General features: G+C 70.9%; 21 protein-coding genes and 1 pseudogene. 13 read left to right on the forward strand and 9 right to left on the reverse strand.

The window, feature by feature from the left end:
• Window positions 1–6: 6 nt before the first annotated feature.
• On the reverse strand, window positions 7–1,278 hold the full coding sequence (locus tag AQJ58_RS06120; RefSeq protein WP_067245498.1) for an MFS transporter: 1,272 nt from the start codon (window positions 1,276–1,278) through the stop codon (window positions 7–9).
• A 196-nt stretch (window positions 1,279–1,474) separates the two neighbouring features.
• Between AQJ58_RS06120 and aroQ the strand changes: the two genes are divergently transcribed.
• A complete protein-coding gene (gene aroQ, locus AQJ58_RS06125) occupies window positions 1,475–1,948 on the forward strand; it encodes a type II 3-dehydroquinate dehydratase (protein ID WP_067245502.1) in 474 nt (157 codons plus the stop codon).
• A gap of 59 nt (window positions 1,949–2,007) precedes the next feature.
• Here aroQ and AQJ58_RS06130 read toward each other — a convergent pair whose 3' ends face one another.
• The 6 genes from AQJ58_RS06130 to AQJ58_RS06155 form a co-directional block, all read right to left on the reverse strand.
• Complete coding sequence (locus AQJ58_RS06130; protein WP_324613736.1) at window positions 2,008–2,760, reverse strand: amino acid ABC transporter ATP-binding protein; 753 nt, start codon at window positions 2,758–2,760, stop codon at window positions 2,008–2,010.
• The gene (locus AQJ58_RS06135; RefSeq protein ID WP_067245505.1) at window positions 2,757–3,674 is read right to left on the reverse strand and encodes an amino acid ABC transporter permease; all 918 of its coding nucleotides are present in this window, start codon (window positions 3,672–3,674) and stop codon (window positions 2,757–2,759) included. Before AQJ58_RS06135 ends, AQJ58_RS06130 begins: the two co-directional genes overlap by 4 nt.
• Window positions 3,671–4,555 (reverse strand): ABC transporter substrate-binding protein, encoded by an 885-nt coding sequence (locus tag AQJ58_RS06140; RefSeq protein ID WP_067245506.1) that lies wholly within the window; start codon window positions 4,553–4,555, stop codon window positions 3,671–3,673. The genes AQJ58_RS06135 and AQJ58_RS06140 overlap by 4 nt, the downstream gene beginning before the upstream one ends.
• 462 nt (window positions 4,556–5,017) lie before the next feature.
• Complete coding sequence (locus AQJ58_RS06145; RefSeq protein WP_067245509.1) at window positions 5,018–5,317, reverse strand: DUF6342 family protein; 300 nt, start codon at window positions 5,315–5,317, stop codon at window positions 5,018–5,020.
• 184 nt (window positions 5,318–5,501) lie between these two features.
• Window positions 5,502–6,155, reverse strand: coding sequence for an MBL fold metallo-hydrolase (locus AQJ58_RS06150; RefSeq protein WP_067245517.1), 654 nt, complete (start codon window positions 6,153–6,155; stop codon window positions 5,502–5,504).
• 10 nt (window positions 6,156–6,165) lie between these two features.
• Entirely contained in the window at window positions 6,166–6,852 is a 687-nt protein-coding gene (locus tag AQJ58_RS06155; protein WP_067245520.1) for a maleylpyruvate isomerase family mycothiol-dependent enzyme, read from the reverse strand.
• Window positions 6,853–7,079: 227 nt separating this feature from the next.
• Between AQJ58_RS06155 and uvrA the strand changes: the two genes are divergently transcribed.
• A complete protein-coding gene (uvrA, locus tag AQJ58_RS06160; RefSeq protein ID WP_067245522.1) occupies window positions 7,080–10,079 on the forward strand; it encodes an excinuclease ABC subunit UvrA in 3,000 nt (999 codons plus the stop codon).
• Between the two features lie 88 nt (window positions 10,080–10,167).
• On the opposite strand, the gene AQJ58_RS06165 is transcribed toward uvrA, so the two are convergent.
• Window positions 10,168–11,094: a carbohydrate kinase family protein gene (locus tag AQJ58_RS06165; RefSeq protein ID WP_067245524.1), complete on the reverse strand. Its 927-nt coding sequence runs from the start codon at window positions 11,092–11,094 to the stop codon at window positions 10,168–10,170.
• Window positions 11,095–11,221: 127 nt separating this feature from the next.
• The gene (locus AQJ58_RS06170; RefSeq protein ID WP_067245527.1) at window positions 11,222–12,193 is read right to left on the reverse strand and encodes a hypothetical protein; all 972 of its coding nucleotides are present in this window, start codon (window positions 12,191–12,193) and stop codon (window positions 11,222–11,224) included.
• Window positions 12,194–12,588: 395 nt separating this feature from the next.
• On the opposite strand from AQJ58_RS06170, the gene uvrC reads away from it, so the two are divergent.
• The 11 genes and pseudogenes from uvrC to AQJ58_RS06225 all read left to right on the forward strand — a co-directional run.
• Window positions 12,589–14,778 (forward strand): excinuclease ABC subunit UvrC, encoded by a 2,190-nt coding sequence (gene uvrC, locus AQJ58_RS06175; protein WP_067245529.1) that lies wholly within the window; start codon window positions 12,589–12,591, stop codon window positions 14,776–14,778.
• Entirely contained in the window at window positions 14,775–15,776 is a 1,002-nt protein-coding gene (gene rapZ / locus AQJ58_RS06180) for an RNase adapter RapZ (protein WP_067245531.1), read from the forward strand. The genes uvrC and rapZ overlap by 4 nt, the downstream gene beginning before the upstream one ends.
• Window positions 15,773–16,840, forward strand: a complete 1,068-nt coding sequence (locus AQJ58_RS06185) for a gluconeogenesis factor YvcK family protein (protein WP_067245532.1) — start codon at window positions 15,773–15,775, stop codon at window positions 16,838–16,840. The genes rapZ and AQJ58_RS06185 overlap by 4 nt, the downstream gene beginning before the upstream one ends.
• Window positions 16,831–17,820: a DNA-binding protein WhiA gene (whiA, locus tag AQJ58_RS06190; RefSeq protein WP_055634810.1), complete on the forward strand. Its 990-nt coding sequence runs from the start codon at window positions 16,831–16,833 to the stop codon at window positions 17,818–17,820. Before AQJ58_RS06185 ends, whiA begins: the two co-directional genes overlap by 10 nt.
• Before the next feature lie 165 nt (window positions 17,821–17,985).
• A complete protein-coding gene (locus AQJ58_RS06195) occupies window positions 17,986–20,940 on the forward strand; it encodes a M14 family metallopeptidase (protein ID WP_067245534.1) in 2,955 nt (984 codons plus the stop codon).
• A gap of 228 nt (window positions 20,941–21,168) precedes the next feature.
• Window positions 21,169–22,179: a type I glyceraldehyde-3-phosphate dehydrogenase gene (gene gap, locus AQJ58_RS06200; protein WP_067245535.1), complete on the forward strand. Its 1,011-nt coding sequence runs from the start codon at window positions 21,169–21,171 to the stop codon at window positions 22,177–22,179.
• 133 nt (window positions 22,180–22,312) lie between these two features.
• On the forward strand, window positions 22,313–23,524 hold the full coding sequence (locus AQJ58_RS06205) for a phosphoglycerate kinase (protein WP_067245537.1): 1,212 nt from the start codon (window positions 22,313–22,315) through the stop codon (window positions 23,522–23,524).
• 6 nt (window positions 23,525–23,530) lie between these two features.
• The gene (gene tpiA, locus AQJ58_RS06210) at window positions 23,531–24,307 is read left to right on the forward strand and encodes a triose-phosphate isomerase (RefSeq protein ID WP_067245540.1); all 777 of its coding nucleotides are present in this window, start codon (window positions 23,531–23,533) and stop codon (window positions 24,305–24,307) included.
• Between the two features lie 113 nt (window positions 24,308–24,420).
• Window positions 24,421–24,651: a preprotein translocase subunit SecG gene (gene secG, locus AQJ58_RS06215; RefSeq protein WP_067245543.1), complete on the forward strand. Its 231-nt coding sequence runs from the start codon at window positions 24,421–24,423 to the stop codon at window positions 24,649–24,651.
• Between the two features lie 210 nt (window positions 24,652–24,861).
• Window positions 24,862–25,197, forward strand: a complete 336-nt coding sequence (locus AQJ58_RS06220) for an RNA polymerase-binding protein RbpA (protein WP_003957010.1) — start codon at window positions 24,862–24,864, stop codon at window positions 25,195–25,197.
• Window positions 25,198–25,477: 280 nt separating this feature from the next.
• Window positions 25,478–26,263: pseudogene (locus AQJ58_RS06225) on the forward strand (glucose-6-phosphate isomerase); the annotation flags it as partial.

Genomic DNA, 26,263 nt, shown 5'->3' on the forward strand with positions numbered 1-26,263 from the left:
CACGCATCACTCCAGGACCGGCTGCACGGCAGTCAGCCGCACCGGCCGGGTCTCCGGCAGCAGCGCGAAACAGCCCAGACTGAGCAGCGCGATCACCGTGAGATAGACGCCCACTCCCCACGGGACCCGCCCCGAGTCCTCCGCCAGTGCCGTCGCCACGATCGGCGTGAGCGCACCCCCGAGGACACCGCCGAGGTTGTAGCCGACCGCCGCGCCCGTGCAGCGCACCCTCGGCTCGTACAACTCGGGCAGATAGGCGGCGATCACCCCGAACATCGTGACGAACGCGAGGAGCGCCCCGAGGAACCCGAGGAACATCGCCAGGGGAGCGCCGGTCGCCAGCAGCGCCACCATCGGCAGCATCCACAGCGCCGCCGCCGCACAGCCCGCGAGACACAGGGGCCGGCGTCCGAACCGGTCGCCCAGCATCGCCGCCACCGGCGTCAGCGCGCCCTTCACCACCACCGCGCCCATGATGCAGGTGAGCATCACGGTGCGGCTCACCCCGAGCCGCTCGGTGGCGTACGCGAGCGACCAGGTGGTCACGGCGTAGAAGATCGCGTACCCGACGGCCAGCCCGCCGGCGGTCAGCAGGACCAGCCGCCAGTGGTCGCGCACGACCTCCGCGAGCGGCACGCGCGCGTGGTCGCCGAGTTCCAGGAACCGCGGGCTCTCCGGGAGCGACGACCTCAGCCACAGCCCGAGCACGGCCGGCACCCCGGCCGCCCAGAACGGCACCCGCCAGCCCCACGACTCGAACTGCGCCTCCGTCAGTGTCGCCGACAGCGCCAGCACCGCGCCGTTGGCCAGCAGGAACCCGATCGCGGGTCCGACCTGGGGGAAGCTCGACCACAGCCCGCGCCGCTCGGCGGGCGCGTGCTCCGCCGTGAGCAGCACCGCGCCACCCCACTCCCCGCCGACCCCCAGCCCCTGCAGGAACCGCAGCACCACCAGCAGCACGGGCGCGGCCACCCCGATGCCGCCGTACGTCGGCAGGCAGCCCACCGCGACGGTGGACGCCCCGGTCAGCAGCAAGGAGGCGACGAGGACCGGCCGGCGGCCCCGGCGGTCCCCGATGTGCCCGAAGAGCACCGAGCCGAGCGGCCTCGCCAGGAAGCCCACGCCGAACGTCGCGAACGCGGCCAGGGTTCCGGCCAGCGGCGAGAACGTCGGGAAGAACAACGGCCCGAGAACCAGCGCGGCCGCGGTGCCGTAGACGAAGAAGTCGTAGAACTCGACGGCCGTCCCCGCGAGCGAGGCGGCGGCGAGCCGTGGCATGGAGGGCGCCCTTACGGTGCGTACATCGTGCATACGGCGTCAACTACCCATGGTGACGACCGGTTACGGGGGCGCACGGGCGTGACCGGAGGGGCGGCGGGGGACCGAGGCGGCTCCCCGGTGCGCCGTCCCCCCGTGATAGACCGGGTCCGAGCGGCGGTTCCCGACGGACCGCCCCGAACGGACCGGAGGAACCGTGCCGCACACCCTGGCCACCGCCCCGATCATGATCCTGAACGGCCCCAACCTGAACCTCCTGGGTCAGCGCCAGCCGGAGATCTACGGGTCCGACACGCTCGCCGACGTGGAGGCGCTGTGCGTGAAGGCGGCGGCGGCCCACGGCGGCACGGTGGACTTCCGCCAGTCCAACCACGAGGGACAACTCGTCGACTGGATCCACGAGGCGCGCCTGCACCACGCGGGCATCGTGATCAACCCGGGGGCCTACTCGCACACGTCCGTGGCGATCCTGGACGCGCTCAACACCTGCGACGGCCTGCCGGTGCTGGAGGTCCACATCTCCAACATCCACCGGCGCGAGGCTTTCCGGCACCACTCGTACGTCTCGCTGCGCGCCGACGGGGTCATCGCGGGGTGCGGGGTGCAGGGATACGTGTTCGGGGTCGAGCGGGTCGCCGCCCTGGCCGGGACGGGGAAGGCCGACACGTAGGCACCGGCCTCCGGGTAAGGACCGCTCTCCCGGGAGCACGCCCCTTACCTACCTCCGGATCACAGCCGGCCGGCCTCCACGATCCGCCGCAGGAAGCGCCGGGTGCGCTCCTGCTGCGGGTCGCCGAAGATCCGCTCGGCCGGGCCGCGCTCCAGCACGACCCCTCCGTCCAGGAAACAGACCTGGTCGGCGACCTCGCGGGCGAAGCCCATCTCGTGCGTGGCCAGCACCATGGTCATGCCGTCGCCCTTCAGGTCACGGACGACGTTCAGCACCTCGCCGACCAGTTCCGGGTCGAGGGCGGCGGTGATCTCGTCGAGCAGCAGCAGCCGGGGACGTACGGCGAGGGCGCGTGCGATCGCCACACGCTGCTGCTGGCCGCCGCTGAGCCGGTCGGGGTACTCACCGGCCCTGGCGCCCAGTCCGAGCCGCTCCAGCAGCTCCCTGGCGCGTTCCTCGGCCTCCGCGCGCGTCACGCCGTGCACCCGGCGTGGGGCCAGCGTGATGTTCTCCAGCACGGTCATGTGCGGGAACAGGTTGTACGACTGGAAGACCACGCCGATACGGCGCCGTACCGCGTCCTGGTCGGTGCGCGGGTCGGTGATCTCCTCGCCGTCCAGCCAGATCGCGCCGTCGTCGATGTCCTCCAGGAGGTTGGCGCACCGCAGCAGCGTGGACTTGCCGGAGCCGGAAGCGCCGATCAGGGCGGTCACGGTGTGCGGGGCGACCTCCAGGTCGACGTCCCGCAGGACGACCGAGCCGCCGAAGGTCTTGCGGACGGACTCCATCCGCAGCACCGGGGCGTCGCTCATGTCGTTCCTCCCTGGGCCCGCCGGCCGTCCATCCGGGCCGTCACCCAGTCCGTGAAGCGGGTCATCGGAATGGTCAGCGCGACGAAGACCAGCCCCGCCACGATGTAGGGCGTGTAGTTGAGGCTGCGGCCCACGATGATGTCCGCCGCGCGTACGGCGTCGATGGCGCCGCCGATCGACACCAGACCGGTGTCCTTCTGCAGGGACACCAGGTCGTTCAGCAGCGGCGGCACCTGGCGGCGCACCGCCTGGGGCAGCACGACATAGCGCAGGGCCTGACGGTTGGACAGGCCGAGGGAGCGGGCCGCCGCGCGCTGCGAGGGGTGCACCGACTCGATGCCGGCGCGGAACACCTCGGCGACGTACGCCGAGTACGTCAGTGTCAGCGCCGTGCCGCCGAGCAGCACCGGGTCGACCGTCACGCCCTGGAGCCGCAGCGCGGGGACGCCGAGGACCACGATCATCAGGTTGATGATCAGCGGCAGTCCGCGGAAGAAGTCCGTGTACGCGGCGGCCAGCACCCGCAGCGGGAAGAACACCGGACCGCGCAGGGTGCGGGCCACGGCGATGAGCATGCCGAGGACGAGGACGGCGGCACCGCACACGAACAGCAGCCGGACGTTCAGCCAGAGGCCCTCCAGGACCTTGGGGAAGGCCTCGCGCGCGTACTGCCCGCTGAAGAAGGTCTCCTTGGTGCGGGGCCAGCCGGGGGCGCCGACGACGATCAGATACAGGACGACGGCGGTGACCAGGGTCGACACGGCGGCGACGGCCGTGGCGCGACGGGCCCGCGTGCGCCGGTAGCGCTCGCGGTCCAGCCGTCGCTGCGACGGGACGTAGGTGTCGCCGCCGCCGGACATGTCCCCCTGGTCGTCCGACCCCTCCTGGCCGGACTCCTCCTTCGTGACCGTCACTTGAGCACCGGGGCGTCGACGGCGTCGGAGAGCCACTGCTGCTCGATCTTCGCCAGGGTGCCGTCCTTGCGGAGGGCGTCCACGGCGTCGGTCACGCACGAGGTGAGGGCGCTGCCCTTGTCGAGGACGAGCCCGAACTGCTCGGGCGTACCGCCCTGGTTCTCGAACTGGCCGACGATCTCGGCGTTCGTCACCTCGGCGGAGGTGATGTAGAACGCGGTGGGCAGGTCGACCACGATCGCGTCCACCTGGCCGTTCTTCAGGGCGGACTTGGCCTGGTCGTTCTTGGCGTAGACGGCGGCCTCCCGACTCGGCTTCACCACGTCGTCGATGTAGTCGAGGCTGGTGGTGCCGACCTGGGCGCCCAGTTTGAGGCCCTTCAGGTCCGCGATGCCCGTCGCCTTCGCGGCCTTGCTGCCCTTCAGCGCGATGACGGCCTGACGGACGTCGTAGTAGCCGGAGGAGAAGTCCACGGCCTTCTTGCGCTCGGCGCTGATGGACACCTGGTTGATGTCGAAGTCGAAGGTCTTCTCGCCCGGTGCGAAAGCCTTGTTGAACGGCACGCTCTGCCAGACGACGGCGCTCTTGCCGTACCCGAGCCGCTGCGCCACGGCGTACGCCACCGCCGACTCGAAGCCTTCGCCGTTGGCCGGCTTGTCGTCCTTGAACCAGGGCTCGTACGCCGGTTGGTCGGTGGCGACGGTCAGCTTTCCCGAGGTCTTGGTCGCCAACTCGCCCTTGGCGCAGGACTTTCCGGCCGAGGCTGAGGAGGTGGCGGACGCGTCGGCCTCGGGCTGCGGGGCGCAGCCGACCGCGGTCGCGAGGAGGGCGACGGTGGCGCCGGCGGCGGCGCGGCGCAGAACACGAGGGGCGAGGTGCATGGCGGGAGAGTGGCAGCGAAATCCGCGTCTGTCCAGGTCACGCCCGTGTTTGTCCGCATGGTGGGAACGGGTGTTGCGTTTTCGTGAACAGGCGCGCCGGATGTGGGCCTGGGCCGCCGGCCGAGGGCGGGGATCGAAGACCGGCGGCCCATTCCGCGCCGGAGCCGTCATCCCGCGCGGGGCTGAGACCAGTTGACCGTGCAACCAGGTGGGAGGGGAGCGCGCGCGAGGCATCGGCGTGTGCGCACGATTCACACGGGGCGCGTGAACGACTTCACGCGCTCCGCGTCAACTCCTCACCCCCGTCTTACCACCCGCGCGTGCCACTCCGGCAGTTGCGGCAGACGCGAAAGGGGCCCGCGCGACCGGTCTCAGGTCGTGCGGGCCCTTGCGCTGTACGGGTTGGAGGCGGACCGGCTCAGGCGAGGGCGCGGCCTCGCCGCCCGCCGCAGGGGGCCGCCGCTAGTAGCGGAGGTCCTTCTGCTCGGTGATCAGGCGGCCGGCGATCTGCAGGTTTCCGTCGGAGTCGAGTACTGCGATGATCTTCTTCGTCGAGCCGTGGTAGGTCGTGAAGTAGATCTTGTCCGCCTCCTGCGAGGTGGAGTTGTTCGTGTTCACGGACAGCTCGATGCTCACCGGGGAGCTGATGAGCACGTCCTTCTTGGGCGAGTTCGGGTAGACCTGGTTCTGCCGCAGCTTGACGCGGCCGTGGGTGTCCCCCTCGTCCCAGTCCGTCGCCACTCCGAGATCGATGTCAGCCATGCGACTTCCCCCTTCGGATCCGGTGAACGGGCCTTCGGTTCGGACCACTGCTGAATCTAATACGGAAAGCGCACGCATCATCACCGAAAGTCCTGGTCGTGACTGGATTTATGTCCAAATGGTCTTGAATCGGCTTTCAGGCCACATGGGAGAAGAAAAGCCTGAAAATCGTACATGTCGTGGGCTACCAGCCTCGCGCGCGCCATTCCGCGAGGTGGGGGCGCTCCGTGCCGAGGGTGGTGTCATTGCCGTGGCCGGGGTAGACCCAGGTCTCGTCGGGGAGGACGCCGAACACCTTGGCCTCCAGGCCGTCCATGAGGGAGTTGAACTCCTCCGGCTGTGTCGTCCGGCCGGGACCGCCCGGGAAAAGGCAGTCTCCCGTGAAGACATGGGGATGCCCGTGCGGGTCGTCGTAGACGAGCGCGATCGAGCCCGGTGTGTGCCCCACCAGGTGCCGCGCGGTGAGCTCGACGTTGCCCACCCGGACGGTGTCGCCGTCGTCGAGCAGGACGTCGTTCGGCACGGGGATGCCCTCGGCGTCCTCCCGGCCCGCGTACGTGCGCGCGCCCGTGGCCGCCACGACCTCGGCGAGCGCCTGCCAGTGGTCGCCGTGCCGGTGGGTGGTGACGACGGACGCGATGCCGTCGTCACCGATGGTCCCGAGCAGCGCCTGCGCGTCGTTCGCCGCGTCGATCAGCAACTGCTCGTCCGTGGCCCGGCAGCGCAGCAGATAGGCGTTGTTGTCCATGGGGCCGACCGCGATCTTGGTGATCATCAGGTCCTTGAGCTCGTGCACGTCCGCCGGGCCGCCGACCGTGACCTCTCCGCTGTACGTCATGTCGGCCAGCCTATAGCGGCGGCAGAGCCGGGAGCGGACCGCCGGACACAGTGAGGCCGGATCCGGCGCGGCGCCCGGCGAGCCAGCCGAGGAGGTCGGCCGGGGCTCCCGTGACGGTCACCTCGGGCTCGTCCGCCTCCCGTCCGGTGTGCCACGCGCGCGTGCCGTCCGTCAGCCGGGTCGGCGGCACGTCGGGATGCCCGGCGAAGCGGTCCGCGAGGAAGTCGGTCTGCCGGCCGGTGAACTCCTCGGGCAGATCCTCCAGCGTGTAGCCGATGCCGAGGTCGACGTGGTGCAGCTCGACCTCCGCCCAGCGCCTGAAGGGCACCCGGGACGCCCGGTCGGTGACGCCGTTGCGCAGTTCCACCGTGCGCGACCAGTCGGCGGGCACGGCCGCGGCCGCCTGGAAGCGGGCCGCGCTCTCCCGCAGGTCGGCGAGCTGGACCTCCAGGGGGCGCGGGGCGTCCCGGTCGATGTCGGCGTCGCGGACGGTGGCGTCGGCGTACATGGGGCGGCCCTCGAAGACGTTCACCAGGGCGTCCGCGTTGCGCGAGAGGTGGGCGAGGACGTGCCCCCGGCTCCAGCCGGGCAGCAGCGAGGGCTCGGCCGTAGCCGCGTCGTCCAGGTTGCCGACCGCGGTGAGGAGCCGGTCGGTCGCTTCCCGTACACACACCAGGTCATGAGCGTGATCATTCATGCTGCTGACCTTAGCTCCGCCACTCCTTCGGGTGAAGGTGGCGGACCACCGCCCAAAATCGAATGTGCGTGCTATAAGGTCGGTGGCGGCATCGGGCATGCTGGATGACCGGGGACTGTTGTGAACCGGTGAATCCGAACCGGCGCTGTCAGTGGCTCCCCCTAGTCTGAGAACGACGGGGGCCCCGCCCCTGTCACCCCTCTCCAGCAAGAAAGGTGCGGACCGGCGTGGCCGACCGTCTCATCGTCCGTGGCGCGCGCGAGCACAACCTCAAGAATGTCTCGCTCGACCTGCCGCGCGACTCGCTCATCGTCTTCACGGGCCTGTCGGGGTCGGGCAAGTCCTCGCTGGCCTTCGACACCATCTTCGCCGAGGGACAGCGGCGCTACGTGGAGTCGCTCTCCTCGTACGCCCGCCAGTTCCTCGGCCAGATGGACAAGCCGGACGTCGACTTCATCGAAGGTCTCTCGCCGGCCGTCTCCATCGACCAGAAGTCGACCTCGCGCAACCCGCGCTCGACGGTCGGCACCATCACCGAGGTCTACGACTACCTGCGTCTGCTCTTCGCGCGCATCGGCAAGCCGCACTGTCCCGAGTGCGGCCGCCCGATCTCCCGCCAGTCGCCGCAGGCCATCGTCGACCGGGTCCTGGAGCTGCCCGAGGGCAGCCGCTTCCAGGTGCTCTCGCCGCTGGTGCGCGAGCGCAAGGGGGAGTTCGTCGACCTCTTCGCCGACCTCCAGACCAAGGGCTACTCCCGCGCCCGCGTGGACGGCGAGACGATCCAGCTCTCCAGCCCGCCCACGCTGAAGAAGCAGGAGAAGCACACCATCGAGGTGGTCATCGACCGCCTCACGGTCAAGGACTCCGCCAAGCGCCGCCTCACCGACTCGGTGGAGACCGCCCTCGGCCTCTCCGGCGGCATGGTCGTGCTCGACTTCGTCGACCTCCCCGAGGACGACCCCGAGCGCGAGCGCATGTTCTCGGAGCACCTCTACTGCCCGTACGACGACCTGTCCTTCGAGGAGCTGGAGCCCCGCTCCTTCTCCTTCAACTCGCCCTTCGGCGCCTGCCCCGAGTGCACCGGCATCGGCACGCGCATGGAGGTCGACCCCGAGCTGATCGTCCCGGACGAGGACAAGTCCCTCGACGAGGGCGCCATCCACCCCTGGTCGCACGGCCACACCAAGGACTACTTCGGCCGCCTGATCGGCGCCCTGGCGGACGCGCTGGGCTTCCGGACCGACATCCCCTTCGCCGGGCTGCCGCAGCGCGCCAAGAAGGCCCTGCTGTACGGCCACAAGACCCAGATCGAGGTCCGCTACCGCAACCGCTACGGCCGCGAGCGCGTGTACACCACGCCCTTCGAGGGCGCCGTCCCGTTCGTCAAGCGCCGGCACGGCGAGGCGGAGAGCGACGCCAGCCGCGAGCGCTTCGAGGGCTATATGCGCGAGGTGCCCTGCCCCACCTGTGAGGGCACGCGCCTGAAGCCGATCGTCCTCGCGGTCACCGTCATGGAGAAGTCGATCGCCGAGGTCTCCGCGATGTCCATCAGCGACTGCGCGGACTTCCTGGGCAAGCTGAAGCTCAACGCCCGTGACAAGAAGATCGCCGAACGCGTCCTGAAGGAGGTCAACGAACGACTGCGCTTCCTGGTCGACGTCGGCCTCGACTACCTCTCCCTCAACCGCGCGGCCGGCACGCTCTCCGGCGGCGAGGCCCAGCGCATCCGCCTGGCCACCCAGATCGGCTCCGGACTCGTCGGCGTGCTCTACGTCCTCGACGAGCCCTCCATCGGCCTGCACCAGCGCGACAACCACCGGCTGATCGAGACCCTGGTCCGCCTGCGCGACATGGGCAACACGCTCATCGTCGTCGAGCACGACGAGGACACCATCAAGGTCGCCGACTGGGTCGTCGACATCGGCCCCGGCGCGGGCGAGCACGGCGGCAAGGTCGTGCACAGCGGCTCCCTGAAGGAGCTGCTCGCCAACGCCGAGTCGCAGACCGGTCAGTACCTGGCCGGCAAGAAGTCGATCCCGCTGCCGGACATCCGGCGCCCGCGCGACCCCTCCCGGCAGCTCACCGTGCACGGCGCCCGCGAGAACAACCTCCAGGACATCGACGTGTCCTTCCCGCTGGGCGTGTTCACGGCCGTCACCGGAGTCTCCGGCTCCGGCAAGTCCACCCTGGTCAACGACATCCTGTACACCCACCTGGCCCGCGAGCTGAACGGCGCGAGGAACGTCCCGGGACGGCACACCCGGGTGGACGGCGACGACCTCGTCGACAAGGTCGTGCACGTCGACCAGTCACCCATCGGCCGTACCCCCCGCTCCAACCCGGCCACGTACACCGGTGTCTTCGACCACGTCCGCAAGCTGTTCGCCGAGACCACCGAGGCGAAGGTCCGCGGCTACCAGCCCGGCCGCTTCTCCTTCAACGTCAAGGGCGGCCGCTGCGAGAACTGCGCGGGCGACGGCACGATCAAGATCGAGATGAACTTCCTCCCGGACGTCTACGTCCCGTGCGAGGTCTGCCACGGCGCCCGGTACAACCGGGAGACCCTGGAGGTCCACTACAAGGGCAAGTCCATCGCGGACGTGCTGAACATGCCGATCGAGGAGGCCACGGACTTCTTCGAGGCCGTCCCGGCGATCGCCCGCCACCTCAACACCCTGAAGGACGTCGGTCTCGGCTACGTCCGGCTCGGACAGTCCGCGACCACCCTCTCCGGCGGTGAGGCCCAGCGCGTCAAGCTCGCCAGCGAGCTCCAGCGCCGCTCCACCGGCCGCACGGTCTACGTCCTGGACGAGCCGACCACGGGCCTGCACTTCGAGGACATCAGCAAGCTCCTCAAGGTCCTCGCCGGCCTCGTCGACAAGGGCAACACGGTCATCGTCATCGAGCACAACCTCGACGTGATCAAGACCGCCGACTGGGTCGTCGACATGGGCCCCGAGGGCGGCGCGGGCGGCGGCCTGGTCGTCGCCGAGGGCACGCCGGAGGAGGTCGCCGGGGTCCCGGCGAGCCACACCGGCAAGTTCCTGCGCGAGATCCTCGGCGCCGACCGCGTCAGCGACGCGGCGCCGGTGAAGGCCCCGCGCAGGACGGCGGCCAAGAAGACGGCGGCGGCCAGGACCGCCGACGGCACGGCGGCGAAGACGGTCACCGCGGCGGCCAGGAAGGCGGCCCCCGCGAAGAGGACGACCAGGGCCCGCAAGGCCTGAGCCGAAACGGCGGGCACACCCCGCCGCAGCCCCGGCACGGCGCCCCCGGGAACCTCCCGCGGGGCGCCGCGTGCCGCAGGCCCTGCCCTCAGCCCCGCACCGCCCACGAGTCGCCCAGTTCCGCCGCGTACGGCGGTTCCGCGCCGGCTCGGGAGCAGGTGATCGCCGCCGCGCGGGCGGCGAACCCCAGCAGCTCCTGCCAGCCCTCGGCGCCCAGCCCCGCGAGGCCGGCCGGGGACAGGGCGTCCCGCACCGACAGGCCGTGCAGCAGCGCCGCGTTCACGGTGTCCCCGGCCCCGATAGTGTCCACGACGTCGACCGGCTCACCCGGGACGGCGTACACGGCGTGGTCACCGGTGACGACGCTCAGCCCCGCGGCGCCGTGCGTGATCACGACGGCCGACGGACCGGCCGACAGCCACTCGTGCGGGGTGCCGCCCAGCCACAGGGCGTCCTCCTCCGAGAGCTTGAGCAGGTCCACCGAGGGCAGCCAGCCCTTGAAACGGGCCCGGTAGGCGTCCGCGTCGGGGATCAGCCCCGGACGGATGTTCGGATCGAGGGCGGTGAACACCCCCTGCCCGGCCGCGGTCCGCAACAGCTCCTCGTAGGCGCTCGCCCCCGGCTCCAGCACCAGCGAACAGGTGCCGAAGGACACCGCGCGCGTCCCCGGGGAGAGGGCGGCCGGGGCGGTGAACAGACGGTCGGCGGTGCCTTCGACGTAGAAGGAGTACGCCGCGGAGCCCCCGTCGCCGACCGAGGCGACCGCGAGGGCGGTCGGCTCCGTGCCCCGCTGCACGCCGGAGGCGTCCACTCCCGCCTCCCGCAGCCCGCCGAGCAGCGCCTCCCCGAACGCGTCGTACGACACCCGGGAGCAGAAGGCGGTCGGCGTGCCCAGCCGGCCGAGGGCGACAGCCGTGTTGAACGGCCCGCCGCCGAGCGCCGGCCGCAGGGCCGCGAGGGCACCCGTGCCCCCCGGGACCAGGTCGATGAGGGCCTCACCGGCGACGACGATCACGGGGCGGTTCCTTTCGAGGACGCTGCGGGCTGCTCCCGCCGAGTCTGCCCGCTCCCCGAGCCGACGCGGGACGGAACGGACGAGTCCGGACGTCGCCACCCCCACGGAACGCCGGATGCGCCCCCGCTCACTCCCAGTCCCAGCCGATGCCCACCATCCCCGACCGCACCCGGGGCTCGACGAGGTGGACCGAGCAGTGACGGAAGCTGAGCGGCAGCTCCTGCCGGCCGCCGCGCGGCGCCGCCGCCGAGTGCTGGGTGAAGCGGTGGCAGCGCACGGGCAGCGCCTGCTCGGCGAACCGGATCTGGAGCGCGTACTGGCCGCCCGCCGCGCCGAAACCCCGGACGTACTCCCGGCAGACGCCGGCGGTGCCGTCCTCGACGGCGTAGCGGAAGAGAAACGTCTCACCGGCCTGCAGCCGGGTGTCGAACAGCAGCTCGGCCACCAGGACGCCGGTGTCGTGGTGGCGGCGGACCCGTCCGGTGCGGCAGTTCTCCAGGGCGTGCACGGTCATCCGTTCGGGCGCGCAGCCCGGATCCCCCTGGTGGACGGCGAGGAAGCGGTCGACGCCGTCGCGGTGGGCGCGCACGATGTGCTGGGACTCGCGGCCCAGCAGCTCACGGCGGGCCCCGATGCGGACGTGCTCGTGATGGCACAGGGTGTGCAGCCCGCTGTCGAGTGGGTACTCCAGTTCGGCGTGCAGGCGTTCCAGGGCGCCGGAGGCCTCCAGGACGGAGCGGTACGAGCGGCCCGCGGGCTGCCCGGCGGCGGCCGTGGCGCCGGCGCGCGCGCCCGAGTCCTCCAGCAGCCGGATCAGGGACTCGTCCGGCAGGCGGAGGATCTCCTCCAGCGCGCGGACGGCCCGCAGGGACTCCGGACGCTGGGGACGCCGGGCGCCCTGCTGCCAGTAACTCAGGCTCGTGACGCCGACCTTGACCCCGTGGCGCGACAGATGGTGCTGGACGCGCTGCAGTGGCAGTCCGCGGGCGGCGATCGCGGCACGCAGCGCGACATGGAACGGGCCGCCCCGCAGGACCGTGTCCAGTTCCGCGACGGCGGCGTCCTCGGCGGCGTCCGCGTGCTGTGTGGCGTGCGGCATGCAGGGGCCTTTCTGTGAAAGCTCGCGACGGCTGGTCGGACCGCGCGTGAGGGGTCGGGGCTTCCCCGCTGACGCCGGGGGCTCCTTCACATCCGTAAGGCGTCCTTCGGGCCCCGAGTTCTCCCGCATTGAAGCGTGTTGACCAAGTCCCGACAACACCTGATGTCCGAGTGGCACCTGCGTCTGGCTGACGGACGAGCCTCGCCCGGGGGACGGGGACGCCGTGCGCGGGCGCCGCTCATGGCCCGTCACGGCCGACGGCGACGACGGTCCGCCGTGCGGGCGGATCACGCCCGGCTGTCCGGAAACCGGGGTTTTCCACAGGCGGCCACCAGCGGCTCACGGTTGTCCACAGGGCCGTCGGAGTGTCACCCCGCGCCAGTAGGGTGTGAGACATGGCCGACCCCTCCAGCTACCGCCCCAAGCCGGGACAGATCCCGGACTCCCCCGGGGTGTACAGGTTCCGCGACGAGCACCGCCGGGTGATCTACGTCGGAAAGGCGAAAAGCCTGCGCCAGCGCCTGGCGAACTACTTCCAGGACCTCGCGGGCCTGCACCCGCGCACCCGCTCGATGGTCACCACCGCCGCGTCGGTGGAGTGGACGGTCGTGTCCACGGAGGTCGAGGCGCTCCAGCTGGAGTACTCCTGGATCAAGGAGTACGACCCCCGGTTCAACGTGAAGTACCGCGACGACAAGAGCTACCCCTACCTCGCGGTGACGATGAACGAGGAATTCCCGCGGGTGCAGGTCATGCGCGGCCACAAGAAGAAGGGCGTCCGCTACTTCGGGCCGTACGCGCACGCGTGGGCGATCCGCGACACCGTCGACCTGCTGCTGCGCGTCTTCCCCGTGCGCACCTGCTCCGCCGGCGTCTTCAAGAACGCCTCCCGCACCGGCCGGCCCTGTCTGCTCGGCTACATCGGCAAGTGCTCCGCGCCCTGCGTCGGCCGGATCTCCGCCGAGGAGCACGGCGAACTCGCCGACGAGTTCTGCGACTTCATGGCCGGCCGCACCGGCAGTCACCTCCGCCGTCTGGAGAAGCAGATGACGGAGGCGGCCGAGGAGATGGAGTACGAGCGGGCTGCCCGCCTGCGCGACGACATCGAGGCCCTGAAGAAGGCCATGGAGAAGAACGCGGTCGTGCTCGCGGACGCGACCGACGCCGATCTGATCGCGGTCGCCGAGGACGAGCTGGAGGCCGCGGTCCAGATCTTCCACGTCCGCGGCGGACGGGTGCGCGGCCAGCGCGGCTGGGTCACGGACAAGGTCGAGGAGATCACCACCGGCGCCCTCGTCGAACACGCCCTCCAGCAGCTCTACGGCGAGGAGACCGGCGACGCCGTCCCCAAGGAGGTGCTCGTCCCCGCCCTGCCCGACCCGCTCGAACCCGTCCAGGAGTGGCTCACCGTCCGCCGCGGCTCGGGCGTCTCGCTGCGCATCCCGCAGCGCGGCGACAAGCGGGCCCTGATGGAGACCGTCGAGCGCAACGCCCAGCAGGCGCTCGTCCTGCACAAGACCAAGCGCGCCTCCGACCTGACCACCCGCTCGCGGGCCCTGGAGGAGATCGCCGAGGCACTGGACCTCGACAGCGCCCCGCTGCGGATCGAGTGCTACGACATCTCGCACCTCCAGGGGGACGACGTCGTGGCGTCGATGGTCGTCTTCGAGGACGGGCTGGCCCGCAAGAGCGAGTACCGCCGCTTCCAGATCAAGGGCTTCGAGGGGCAGGACGACGTCCGCTCCATGCACGAGGTGATCACCCGCCGCTTCCGCCGCTACCTCGCCGAGACGGAGCGCACGGGGGAGTGGAGCGACGCCGGGAGCGCCCTCCCCGACGGCCCCGGCCCCGGCGCGGACCCCACCGAGGACACCGCCGGCACCGCCACGGACGGCACCGCCACGGACGGCAACGGCACGGGCGGCACCGCCACGGACGGCACCCTCCTCGCAGGCGGCAGGGAAGCCCCCCTCGCCGTCGGGCTGAAGGACGACGAAGGCCGCCCGAGGCGCTTCGCCTACCCGCCTCAGCTCGTCGTCGTCGACGGCGGGCGGCCCCAGGTCGCGGCCGCCCGCCGTGCCCTCGACGAGCTCGGCATCGACGACATCGCCGTCTGCGGCCTCGCCAAGCGCCTGGAGGAGGTCTGGCTGCCGCACGACGACGACCCGGTGGTCCTGCCCCGCACCAGCGAGGGCCTCTACCTCCTCCAGCGCGTCCGGGACGAGGCCCACCGCTTCGCCATCACCTACCAGCGCACCAAGCGGGCCAAGCGACTGCGCTCCGGCCCCCTGGACGACGTACCGGGCCTGGGCGAGACGCGCAAACAGGCGCTCATCAAGCACTTCGGCTCGGTGAAGAAGCTGCGCGCAGCGACCCTCGACCAGATCTGCGAGGTCCCGGGCATAGGCCGCAAGACGGCCGAGACGATCGCCGCGGCCCTCGCCCGGGCGGCCCCGCCCGCCCCCGCCGTGAACACGGCGACCGGAGAGATCATTGAAGACGAGGAACCCGGCACGACGGCGGGTTCCCCCGGAGATCCCGTGCCCGCGGGCGCCCCGGAAGAACGACGGGGGCAGGAGACATGACCGAGCACGAGCACGACGCGCACCCCACGGACGAGCGAGACCAGGCGCTGACCGCGGCGCCCCATGAACACGACACAGGTCACGAAGACGGAGCACAGGTGAGTACGGACAGCACGCCGCCCGGTATCCCCGAGGCGGCCATCCCCGAGCTGGTGATCATCTCCGGCATGTCCGGGGCGGGTCGCTCGACGGCAGCCAAGTGTCTGGAGGACCTCGGCTGGTTCGTCGTCGACAACCTCCCGCCCGCCCTGATCCCCACCATGGTGGAGCTGGGCGCCCGCTCCCAGGGCAACGTGGCGCGGATCGCGGTCGTCGTCGACGTCCGCGGCCGGCGCTTCTTCGACAACCTCCGCGAATCCCTCGCCGACCTGGAATCGAAGAACGTCACCCGCCGGATCGTCTTCCTGGAGTCCTCCGACGACGCCCTCGTGCGCCGCTTCGAGTCCGTGCGCCGCCCGCACCCCCTCCAGGGCGACGGCCGGATCGTCGACGGCATCGCCGCCGAGCGCGAACTGCTGCGCGAGCTGCGCGGCGACGCCGACCTGGTGATCGACACCTCCAGCCTCAACGTGCACGAGCTGCGCGCCAAGATGGACGCCCAGTTCGCGGGCGAGGAGGAGCCCGAGCTGCGGGCCACCGTGATGTCGTTCGGCTTCAAGTACGGCCTCCCGGTCGACGCCGACCTCGTCGTGGACATGCGCTTCCTGCCCAACCCGCACTGGGTCCCGGAGCTGCGCCCCTACACCGGCCTCAACGACGAGGTCGCCACCTATGTCCTCAACCAGCCCGGCGCGAAGGAGTTCCTCGACCGGTACGCGGAACTCCTCCAGCTGATCGCCGCGGGCTACCGCCGGGAGGGCAAGCGCTATGTGACCATCGCGGTCGGCTGTACGGGCGGCAAGCACCGCTCGGTCGCGATGTCGGAGAAGCTCGCCGCGCGACTCGCGGCCGAGGGCGTGGAGACGGTGGTCGTGCACCGGGACATGGGACGGGAATGACAGGACGTACTCCGCGGCTGGGCCGACTGCGCAGGGTGCCCTCCGAGGGGCGCGCGAGCCGGCCGGTCGAGGCACGGGGCGCGCGGCCGCGCCGCCGTGGCACCCAGCCCAAGGTGGTCGCGCTGGGCGGCGGGATGGGCCTGTCCGCCTCGCTCGCCGCGCTGCGCCGGATCACCGGTGACCTCACCGCCGTGGTCACCGTCGCCGACGACGGCGGCTCCAGCGGGCGGCTGAGGGACGAGCTGGGCGTGCTGCCGCCCGGCGATCTGCGCAAGGCGCTGGCCGCGCTGTGCGGCGACGACGACTGGGGCCAGACCTGGTCCCGGGTCATCCAGCACCGCTTCCAGTCGCAGGGCGAGATCAACGGCCACGCGGTCGGCAATCTGCTGATCGTCGCCCTGTGGGAGCAGCTCGGCGATCATGTCCAGGCCCTGGACCTGGTCGGCAAGCTGCTGGGCGCGCACGGCCGGGTGCTGCCCATGTCCGCCGTGCCCCTGGAGCTCCAGGCCCTGGTCAAGGGGCACGATCCGCGCCGCCCGGAGGACGTCGACACCGTGCGCGGACAGGCGACCGTCGCCCTCACGCCCGGCGACGTGCAGTCCGTGCACCTCGTGCCGCACGACCCGCCGGCCGTCCCCGAGGCGGTGGCGGCGGTGCTGGACGCGGACTGGGTGGTCCTCGGCCCGGGATCCTGGTTCTCCTCGGTCATCCCGCACCTCCTCGTGCCCGAACTGCTGAACGCCCTCATCGAGACCAAGGCACGCCGGGTACTCTCGCTGAACCTCGCGCCGCAGCCCGGAGAAACCGACGGCTTCTCCCCGCAGCGTCATTTGGAGGTTTTGGGACGACACGCCCCTAAACTCGCCCTGGACGTGGTGCTGGCCGACGAGGCCGCCGTGCCCGACCGCGACTCCCTGACCGACGCCGCCACCCGGTTCGGGGCCGCTGTCGAGCTGGCGAAGGTGGCCCGGACCGACGGAACGCCCCGGCACGACCCGGAGCTCCTTGCCGCCGCGTACGACCGTATTTTTCGGATGCATGGAAGGATCGGCCCATGGCGATGACGGCAGCGGTGAAGGACGAGATCTCCCGGCTCCCCGTCACCCGGACCTGCTGCAGAAAGGCGGAGGTCTCCGCCGTGCTGCGGTTCGCCGGCGGCCTGCACCTGGTGAGCGGCCGCATCGTGATCGAGGCGGAGCTGGACACGGCGATGGCGGCCCGCCGGCTCAAGCGGGACATCCTGGAGATCTTCGGCCACAGCTCGGAACTGATCGTGATGGCCCCGGGCGGACTGCGCCGCGGCTCGCGCTATGTCGTGCGCGTGGTCGCCGGCGGGGACCAGCTGGCTCGCCAGACCGGTCTGGTCGACGGGCGCGGCCGGCCGATCCGCGGGCTTCCGCCGCAGGTGGTCTCCGGTGCGACCTGTGACGCCGAGGCGGCCTGGCGCGGGGCGTTCCTGGCGCACGGCTCGCTGACCGAGCCCGGCCGCTCCTCCTCCCTGGAGGTGACCTGCCCGGGGCCCGAGGCCGCGCTCGCGCTGGTCGGCGCCGCCCGCCGGCTGTCGATCGCCGCGAAGGCGCGCGAGGTGCGGGGCGTGGACCGGGTGGTCGTGCGGGACGGCGACGCGATCGGCGCGCTGCTGACCCGGCTCGGCGCGCACGAGTCGGTGCTGGCCTGGGAGGAGCGCCGGATGCGCCGTGAGGTGCGGGCCACGGCGAACCGGCTCGCCAACTTCGACGACGCCAACCTGCGCCGTTCGGCCCGGGCGGCCGTGGCCGCCGGGGCCCGGGTGCAGCGCGCCCTGGAGATCCTCGCCGACGAGGTGCCGGAGCATCTCGCGGCGGCCGGCCGGCTGCGGATGGAGCACAAGCAGGCCTCGCTGGAGGAGCTGGGCGCGCTCGCCGACCCGCCGCTGACCAAGGACGCGGTCGCCGGCCGGATCCGCCGTCTGCTGGCGATGGCCGACAAGCGCGCCTCCGACCTCGGTATTCCGGGCACGGAGGCCAACCTCAGTGAGGAGCTGGCCGACAACCTCGTGGGCTGACGGAGACTCAGGACGCGTTGTCGCGTGCGCGGGACGCCGGTGATGTGACCCGATGGGGTGATGTCACCGGCGTTTTGCTGTCCTTGAGGCGCCCTTGACTGGATCATGAACTGTCATGAGCCTGGCAGAGTTCGCTGCTGTGGCGAACCTACGCAAGGGGGGTTCATGAGACGTAGAGCGAGATCCATCCTCGCTGTCGGCACACTCCTGCTCGGCGGAGCGGCACTCGCGCCGATCGCCCAGGCGCAGCCCGCGTCCGCCGCGAAGCCCGACCCCGACGAGGTCAAGGTGTTCCGGGCCGAGGTCACCAAGAAGCAGGTACCCCTGCTGCTGGCGGCCGGCCAGGACGGCCACGAACTCAGTGAGCAGGCGCCCGAGAAGGGCACCGCCACCGTCGAGGTCTACCTCACCGAGAAGCAGGCGGCCAAGCTCGAGAAGCAGGGTGTCGCGCTCACCGAGCACACACTTTCGGCCAAAGCCGAAAGGCGTGTGGAGGCGGCCTCCGACGGAGTGTTCCGCCCCTACGGCGGAAGCGGCGGCCTGAAGGAGGAGATCCTCCGCACCGGGCAGCAGAACCCGGGCCTCACCAAGGTCGTCTCCATCGGCAAGACCATCAACGGCCAGGACATCCTCGCGCTCAAACTGACCAAGGACGCGAAGAAGGCCAGGGACGGCTCCAAGCCCTCGGTGCTGTACATGTCCAACCAGCACGCCCGTGAGTGGATCACGCCGGAGATGACCCGCCGGCTGATGCACTACTACCTGGACAACTACCGGACCGACCCGCGCGTCAAGAAGGTCGTCGACTCCACCGAGTTGTGGTTCGTCCTGTCGGCCAACCCCGACGGCTACGACTACACCTTCAAGAGCACCGACAACCGCCTGTGGCGCAAGAACCTGCGGGACGTCAACGGCGACGGCGTGATCTCCGCCGGTGACGGTGTCGACCTCAACCGCAACTTCCCCTACAAGTGGGGCTACGACGACGAGGGTTCGTCCCCCAACCCCACCAGCCAGACCTACCGCGGCGCGAGTGCCGGCTCCGAGCCCGAGACCAAGGCGCTCGACGCCTTCGAGAAGCGCATCCGGTTCACGTACGGCATCAACTACCACTCCGCCGCCGAGCTGCTGCTCTACGGCGTCGGCTGGCAGGTCGCCACCGACACCCCGGACGACGTCGCCTACAAGACGCTCGCCGGCACCCCCGACAACTCCGCGATCCCGGGCTACCACCCGCAGGTGTCCTCGGAGCTGTACACCACCAACGGCGAGGCGGACGGCCACGCGGCGAACGTCAACGGCACGGCGATGTTCACCCCGGAGATGTCGACCTGCCAGACCGCGTCGAACCTCGACCCCAACGACCAGTGGAACGCCTCCGACTGCCAGTCGGTCTTCAACTTCCCCGACGACGAGAAGCTGATCCAGCAGGAGTTCACCAAGAACATCCCGTTCGCGCTCTCCGTCGCCGAGTCCGCCGCCCACCCCGACCGGCCCAAGTCCTCGGTCGGCCTGAGCGCCGCCGACTTCACCCCGGCGCCGTTCACCACCTCGTACGCGCGCGGCGCGGCCCAGCAGGTCTCCGTCGTCGTACGCAAGGCGCTGCGCGACAAGGAGCTCAGGTACCGCGTCAACGGCGGCCGTACGCAGGACCGGGCGCTGAAGGCCTGGAAGGGCGGCGAGACCTACGGCGGGGACGACAACCTGTACTTCGACGAGTACCGGGCCAAGGTGCGCGGCGCCAAGCCGGGCGACAAGGTCGAGGTGTGGTTCAGCGGTGAGACCCCGAGCAAGAAGAAGGTCTCCAGCACCCACTTCACCTACACGGTCGCCGCACGGCCGAAGGCCGACACCCTGGTCGTCGCCGAGGAGGGCGCGGCCGCCACGCAGGCGCAGACCTACGTCGACGCGCTGAAGGCCAACGGCCGCAAGGCGCTCGTCTGGGACGTCGCCACCCAGGGCGTGCCCGACGCGCTCGGCGTGCTGAGCCACTTCAGGACCGTCGTCCACTACACCGGCGCGAGCGCCCCCGGCAACCCGACCCAGCTCGCCCTGCGCGCCTTCCTCAACGAGGGCGGCAAGCTGATCGAGGCGGGCGAACTGGCCGGCGGCACCGTCGACCTCGGCGACGGCACCCCCTCCGACGACTTCAGCCAGTACTACCTGGGCGCCTACTCCCGTACGTCGACCCCCGGGGCCACCGGCTTCACCGGCTCCGGCGTGCTCGCGGGCGGCGGCGGGGCCCTCGGCGCAGCCCCCGGCAACCCGCTGGACAGGGCGGGCACCTACGGCGTCACCTCCGACGAGCTGCCGGCCGCCGCGTACCCGCAGTTCGCCAGCGCCGGCGCCGGGCAGTTCTCCGGCACGGTCAACCCGTACGGGCCGTACGCGGGCTCGTCCATGGCCGCCGCGGTGCACACCGACGACGCCTACAAGCGCCTCACCCGCACCGTCGACCTCAGCGGTGTCACGGCGGCGAAGCAGCCCACCCTGCGCACCCGGCTGCTGTGGGACACCGAGCCCGGCTACGACAACGCGATCGTCGAGGTCCACACCGTCGGCGCCGACGACTGGACCACGCTCCCCGAGAAGGGCGGGGCCACCGGCACCGCGGTCCCGGCCGAGTGCGGCGCCGGCTTCTACGTCGCCGACCACCCGTGGCTGAGGCACTACCTGACCCTCGGGAACAACAACTGCACCGCGACCGGCACCACCGGCTCCTGGAACGCACTCACCGGCACCTCCAACGGCTGGCAGCAGGTCTCCTTCGACCTGAGCGCCTACGCGGGCAAGAAGATCGAGGTCTCGATCAGCTATGTCACGGACCCGGGCAGCGGCGGCCACGGCGTCCTCGCCGACGACGCCTCGCTCGTGGTCGACGGCACCGCCATCGAGACCGAGGGCTTCGAGACCTCGCTCGGCGCCTGGCGGGCCGCCGGTCCGCCCGCGGGCAGCCCCGCCGTCCTGAAGGACTGGACCCGCACCGGAACGCTGTTCCAGACGTACGGCGCGGTCACCACCGACGACACCGTGCTGCTCGGCTTCGGCCTGGAGCACCTGACCTCCGCGACGGACCGTAAAGCGCTCATCGGAAAGGCCCTCGCATCACTTGATCGGTGACACTCCGTCCGGCGATGATGGACGCACCGTGACGAAATAAGGGCACAAAACGCCCCAGGCCTGGGCGGTCCGTACCCCTACTGACGGGTACGGACCGTCCTGCCGTGTATGGGCGGAGTCGATGTCACCGACGGGGCCTCGGAGAGGTAGGGTCGTAGGCGGTCGGGGACATCCCAAATACAGCTCGCCGGCACCGCATGGCCGGCGTACCAACGAGGAGATCGGTTCGTGACGATCCGCGTAGGCATCAACGGCTTTGGCCGCATCGGTCGTAACTACTTCCGCGCGCTGCTGGAGCAGGGTGCTGACATCGAGATCGTGGCTGTCAACGACCTGGGTGACACCGCGACCACCGCTCACCTGCTCAAGTACGACACCATCCTGGGCCGTCTGAAGGCCGAGGTGTCGCACACCGCCGACACGATCACCGTCGACGGTCACACCATCAAGGTGCTCTCCGAGCGCAACCCCGCCGACATCCCGTGGGGCGAGCTCGGCGTCGACATCGTCATCGAGTCGACCGGCATCTTCACCAAGAAGGCCGACGCCGCCAAGCACCTCGCCGGCGGCGCGAAGAAGGTCCTCATCTCGGCTCCGGCCAAGGACGAGGACATCACCATCGTCATGGGCGTCAACCAGGACAAGTACGACCCGGCGAACCACCACGTCATCTCCAACGCCTCCTGCACCACCAACTGTGTGGCGCCGATGGCGAAGGTCCTCGACGAGAACTTCGGCATCGTCAAGGGCCTGATGACGACGGTGCACGCGTACACCAACGACCAGCGCATCCTGGACTTCCCGCACTCGGACCTGCGCCGCGCCCGCGCCGCCGCCGAGAACATCATCCCGACCACGACGGGTGCCGCGAAGGCCACCGCCCTGGTCCTCCCGCAGCTCAAGGGCAAGCTGGACGGCATCGCCATGCGCGTCCCGGTCCCGACCGGCTCGGCCACCGACCTCGTGGTCACCCTCCAGCGCGAGGTCACCAAGGACGAGGTCAACGCCGCGTTCAAGAAGGCCTCGGAGGACGGCGACCTCAAGGGCTACCTGGCCTACACCGAGGACGAGATCGTCTCCTCGGACATCGTCAGCGACCCCGCCTCCTGCACCTTCGACTCCTCCCTGACCATGGTGCAGGAGGGCAACACGGTGAAGATCCTCGGCTGGTACGACAACGAGTGGGGCTACTCCAACCGCCTCGTCGACCTGACGGTCTTCGTCGGCGGCCGGCTCTGATCGTCGGATCAGGCACCACGGTGTGAACGCAGGGCCCGGGCGGCGCAGGGACGCGCCGCGCGGGCCCTGCGGCACGTGCAGAACCGCCCTGTCTACGATCACGGAGCATCATCAGCCCTCGGGAGCCCTTTTCATGAAGACGATCGACGAACTCCTCGCCGAAGGAGTGGCCGGCCGGCGGGTCTTCGTCCGCGCCGACCTCAACGTGCCGCTGGACGGCACCACCATCACCGACGACGGCCGTATCCGCGCCGTCCTGCCGACGGTCAAGGCCCTCGCCGAGGCGGGCGCCAGGGTCGTCGTCGCCTCCCATCTGGGCCGCCCCAAGGGCGCCCCGGACCCGGCGTTCTCGCTGGCCCCCGCGGCCGCCCGGCTCGGCGAACTCCTCGGCTCCGCCGTGGCCTTCGCGACCGACACCGTCGGCGACTCCGCCCGGGCGACCGTCGCCGGCCTCGCCGACGGACAGGTCGCCGTCGTCGAGAACCTCCGCTTCAACGCGGGCGAGACCTCCAAGGACGACGTCGAGCGCGGCGCCTTCGCCGACGAGCTCGCCCGGCTCGCGGACGTCTACGTCGGCGACGGCTTCGGCGCCGTGCACCGCAAGCACGCCTCCGTCTACGACCTCCCGGCCCGGCTGCCGCACTACGCCGGTCACCTCATCGCCACCGAGGTCGGCGTCCTGAAGAAGCTCACCGAGGACGTCCGGCGCCCCTACGTCGTCGCCCTCGGCGGCGCCAAGGTCTCCGACAAGCTCGCCGTCATCGACGAGCTCCTCGGCAAGGCCGACCGGCTGCTCATCGGCGGCGGCATGGCGTACACCTTCCTCAAGGCCAAGGGCCACGAGATCGGCACCTCCCTGCTCCAGGAGGACCAGCTCCCGGCCGTCAGGGAGTACCTCGCGCGTGCGGAGAGGACCGGCGTCGAGCTGGTCCTCCCCGTCGACGTGGTGGTCGCCCCCGCGTTCCCGGACCTGGCGGCCAAGGCCCCGGCCGACGCCACCACCGTCACCGCGGACGGCATCCCCGCCGACCGCATGGGCCTGGACATCGGTCCGGAGTCCCGCAAGCTGTACGCCTCGAAGATCGCCGACGCCGCCACCGTCTTCTGGAACGGCCCCATGGGCGTCTTCGAGCACCCCGATTTCGCCGAGGGCACCAAGGCGGTCGCCCAGGCCCTCCTCGACTCCCCGGCCTTCACGGTCGTCGGCGGTGGCGACTCCGCCGCGGCCGTCCGCCTCCTGGGCTTCGACGAGAACGCATTCGGCCACATCTCGACCGGCGGCGGCGCCTCCCTCGAATACCTCGAGGGCAAGACGCTCCCCGGCCTCGCCGCACTGGAGGACTGACCTCACATGAGCACCCGTACGCCGCTGATGGCGGGCAACTGGAAGATGAACCTCAACCACCTCGAGGCCATCGCCCACACCCAGAAGCTCGCCTTCGCCCTGTCCGACAAGGACTACGAGGCCGTCGAGGTCGCCGTCCTGCCGCCCTTCACCGACCTGCGCTCCGTGCAGACCCTGGTCGAGGGCGACAAGCTCGCCATCAAGTACGGCGCCCAGGACATCTCGGCCCACGAGTCCGGCGCCTACACCGGCGAGATCTCCGGACCCATGCTCGCCAAGCTGAAGTGCACCTACGTGGCGGTCGGCCACTCCGAGCGCCGCCAGTACCACGGCGAGAGCGACGAGCAGGTCAACGCCAAGGCCAAGGCCGCCTTCAGGCACGGCCTCACCCCGATCCTGTGCGTCGGCGAGGAGCTGGAGGTCCGCGAGGCGGGCAACCACGTCTCCCACACCCTCGCCCAGGTCGAGGGCGGCCTGAAGGACATCCCGGCCGAGCAGGCCGAGACCGTCGTGATCGCCTACGAGCCCGTCTGGGCCATCGGCACCGGCAAGGTCTGCGGCGCCGGGGACGCCCAGGAGGTCTGCGCCGCCATCCGCGGCAAGATCGCCGAGCTGTACGACCAGGAGCTGGCCGACAAGGTCCGCATCCAGTACGGCGGCTCCGTCAAGGCCGGCAACGTCGCCGAGATCATGGCACAGGCCGACATCGACGGCGCGCTGGTCGGCGGCGCCTCGCTGGACGCCGAGGAGTTCGTCAAGATCGTGCGCTTCCGCGACCAGTGAGCCGACCTGTGAGTAGGCGGTAGCGGCGATCCGTCGTACCCTTGCGGGGGCATGGCCCTGGTGCCGTGCCCCCGTCATCATCCGAATCCGAGGAAGTTGGTCCAGCCGTGGTTTTGGGGTTCTCGATCGCCCTGATCGTCTTCAGCCTGCTGCTGATGCTGCTGGTGCTGATGCACAAGGGGAAGGGCGGCGGCCTCTCCGACATGTTCGGTGGCGGCATGCAGTCCTCCGTCGGCGGCTCCTCGGTCGCCGAGCGCAACCTCGACCGCATCACCGTCGTGATCGGTGTGCTCTGGTTCGCGTGCATCATCGTCCTGGGCATGCTGATGAAGACGAACAGCTGATCAGCCTCCCACAGGCACGCACAATCCGTACGTAAGGCCCCATGTTCGGTACGCGCAGCTGAGCGCGGCCTATCATGGGGCTTGCGTCTAGGTGCGGGAGCTGTAACTCCAAACACTGGACGCGCGTTGGGCCTTACGTAGACTGAGGCGCTCGCAGCGAAGCGAAACGCCGACTCGCTTTGCGGCACCATCACGCAGGGAGTTACGACCGTGGCAAGTGGCAACGCGATCCGAGGAAGCCGGGTCGGGGCGGGGCCGATGGGCGAAGCCGAGCGGGGCGAGTCCGCGCCCCGTCTGCGCATCTCCTTCTGGTGCTCCAACGGGCACGAGACGCAGCCCAGCTTCGCCAGCGACGCGCAGGTCCCCGACACCTGGGACTGCCCGCGCTGCGGCTTCCCGGCCGGACAGGACCGGGACAACCCCCCGGACCCGCCGCGCACCGAGCCCTACAAGACGCACCTCGCCTATGTGCGGGAGCGGCGCAGCGACGCGGACGGCGAGGCGATCCTCGCCGAGGCGCTGGCCAAACTCCGGGGCGAGATCTAGGACTTGACCGGCCGGGTGCCCGACAGGCGCCCGGCCGGACCCATGAGCCGGCGGACCCTCCCCACACGCCGCCACGAGCCTGCCGCTGCCCTCCCGGCCCCGCGCGCTCCCCGGTCGAGCCCTGCCGCGTTGATACCCGGCGCCCGTGCGGACGTACCTGTTGTTGCCCCGCGGGACGGTTCCGCGTCCGCTCGCGCGACGCGCTGATCAACTAGGTTGGAACCGGCGGGGCAAGACGTGCACAGCAGCACGGACAGGCAACGAAGGGCTGAAGTCCGACATGAACGCAGACGGCCGTACGAGGCTCAACCAGACGCCCGAGTGGACGGCTCTGGCCAAGCACCGGGAGGAGCTCGGCGAGGTACAGCTGCGCGAGCTGTTCGCCGCCGACCCCGAGCGCGGCAGCGGTTACACCCTGCAGGTCGGCGACCTGCACCTCGACTACTCCAAGCACCTCGTCACCGACGAGACGCTGAGGCTGCTGCGGGAACTGGCCGAGGCCGCGGACGTGTCCGGGCTGCGGGACGCCATGTTCCGCGGCGAGAGGATCAACACCACCGAGGACCGCGCGGTCCTGCACACCGCGCTGCGCGCCCCGGCCGACGCGGTGATCGAGGTCGACGGGGAGAACGTCGTGCCCCGGGTGCACGCCGTGCTCGCGAAGATGGGCGACTTCGCCGACCGGGTCCGCTCCGGGGCGTGGACCGGCCACACCGGCCGGCGCATCCGGAACGTCGTCAACATCGGCATCGGCGGCTCGGACCTGGGCCCGGCCATGGCCTTCGAGGTGCTGCGCAGCTACACCGACCGCGACCTCACGGTCCGTTTCGTGTCGAACGTCGACGGCGCCGACCTGCACGAGGCCACCCGCGACCTGGACCCGGCCGAGACGCTGTTCATCGTCGCGTCCAAGACGTTCACCACGATCGAGACGATCACCAACGCCACCTCGGCCCGCGGCTGGCTCCTCGACGGCCTCGGCGGCGACGAGAAGGCGGTCGCCCGGCACTTCGTCGCCCTGTCGACGAACGCCGAGAAGGTCGCGGACTTCGGCATCGACACGGCC

The sequence above is a fragment of the Streptomyces sp. DSM 15324 genome, assembly GCF_001514285.1.
Classification (GTDB): domain Bacteria; phylum Actinomycetota; class Actinomycetes; order Streptomycetales; family Streptomycetaceae; genus Streptomyces.

What these genes read in the sequence shown, in the direction of transcription:
- AQJ58_RS06150 (WP_067245517.1), bottom strand. Translation starts at nt 6,155, where the DNA reads ATGACGTACAGCGGAGAGGTCACGGTCGGCGGCCCGGCGGACGTGCAC.
- AQJ58_RS06140 (WP_067245506.1), bottom strand. Translation starts at nt 4,555, where the DNA reads ATGCACCTCGCCCCTCGTGTTCTGCGCCGCGCCGCCGCCGGCGCCACC.
- AQJ58_RS06205 (WP_067245537.1), top strand. Translation starts at nt 22,313, where the DNA reads ATGAAGACGATCGACGAACTCCTCGCCGAAGGAGTGGCCGGCCGGCGG.
- AQJ58_RS06185 (WP_067245532.1), top strand. Translation starts at nt 15,773, where the DNA reads ATGACAGGACGTACTCCGCGGCTGGGCCGACTGCGCAGGGTGCCCTCC.
- rapZ (WP_067245531.1), top strand. Translation starts at nt 14,775, where the DNA reads ATGACCGAGCACGAGCACGACGCGCACCCCACGGACGAGCGAGACCAG.
- AQJ58_RS06130 (WP_324613736.1), bottom strand. Translation starts at nt 2,760, where the DNA reads ATGAGCGACGCCCCGGTGCTGCGGATGGAGTCCGTCCGCAAGACCTTC.
- AQJ58_RS06120 (WP_067245498.1), bottom strand. Translation starts at nt 1,278, where the DNA reads ATGCCACGGCTCGCCGCCGCCTCGCTCGCGGGGACGGCCGTCGAGTTC.
- AQJ58_RS06145 (WP_067245509.1), bottom strand. Translation starts at nt 5,317, where the DNA reads ATGGCTGACATCGATCTCGGAGTGGCGACGGACTGGGACGAGGGGGAC.
- AQJ58_RS06170 (WP_067245527.1), bottom strand. Translation starts at nt 12,193, where the DNA reads ATGCCGCACGCCACACAGCACGCGGACGCCGCCGAGGACGCCGCCGTC.
- uvrC (WP_067245529.1), top strand. Translation starts at nt 12,589, where the DNA reads ATGGCCGACCCCTCCAGCTACCGCCCCAAGCCGGGACAGATCCCGGAC.
- tpiA (WP_067245540.1), top strand. Translation starts at nt 23,531, where the DNA reads ATGAGCACCCGTACGCCGCTGATGGCGGGCAACTGGAAGATGAACCTC.
- AQJ58_RS06195 (WP_067245534.1), top strand. Translation starts at nt 17,986, where the DNA reads ATGAGACGTAGAGCGAGATCCATCCTCGCTGTCGGCACACTCCTGCTC.
- whiA (WP_055634810.1), top strand. Translation starts at nt 16,831, where the DNA reads ATGGCGATGACGGCAGCGGTGAAGGACGAGATCTCCCGGCTCCCCGTC.
- AQJ58_RS06155 (WP_067245520.1), bottom strand. Translation starts at nt 6,852, where the DNA reads ATGAATGATCACGCTCATGACCTGGTGTGTGTACGGGAAGCGACCGAC.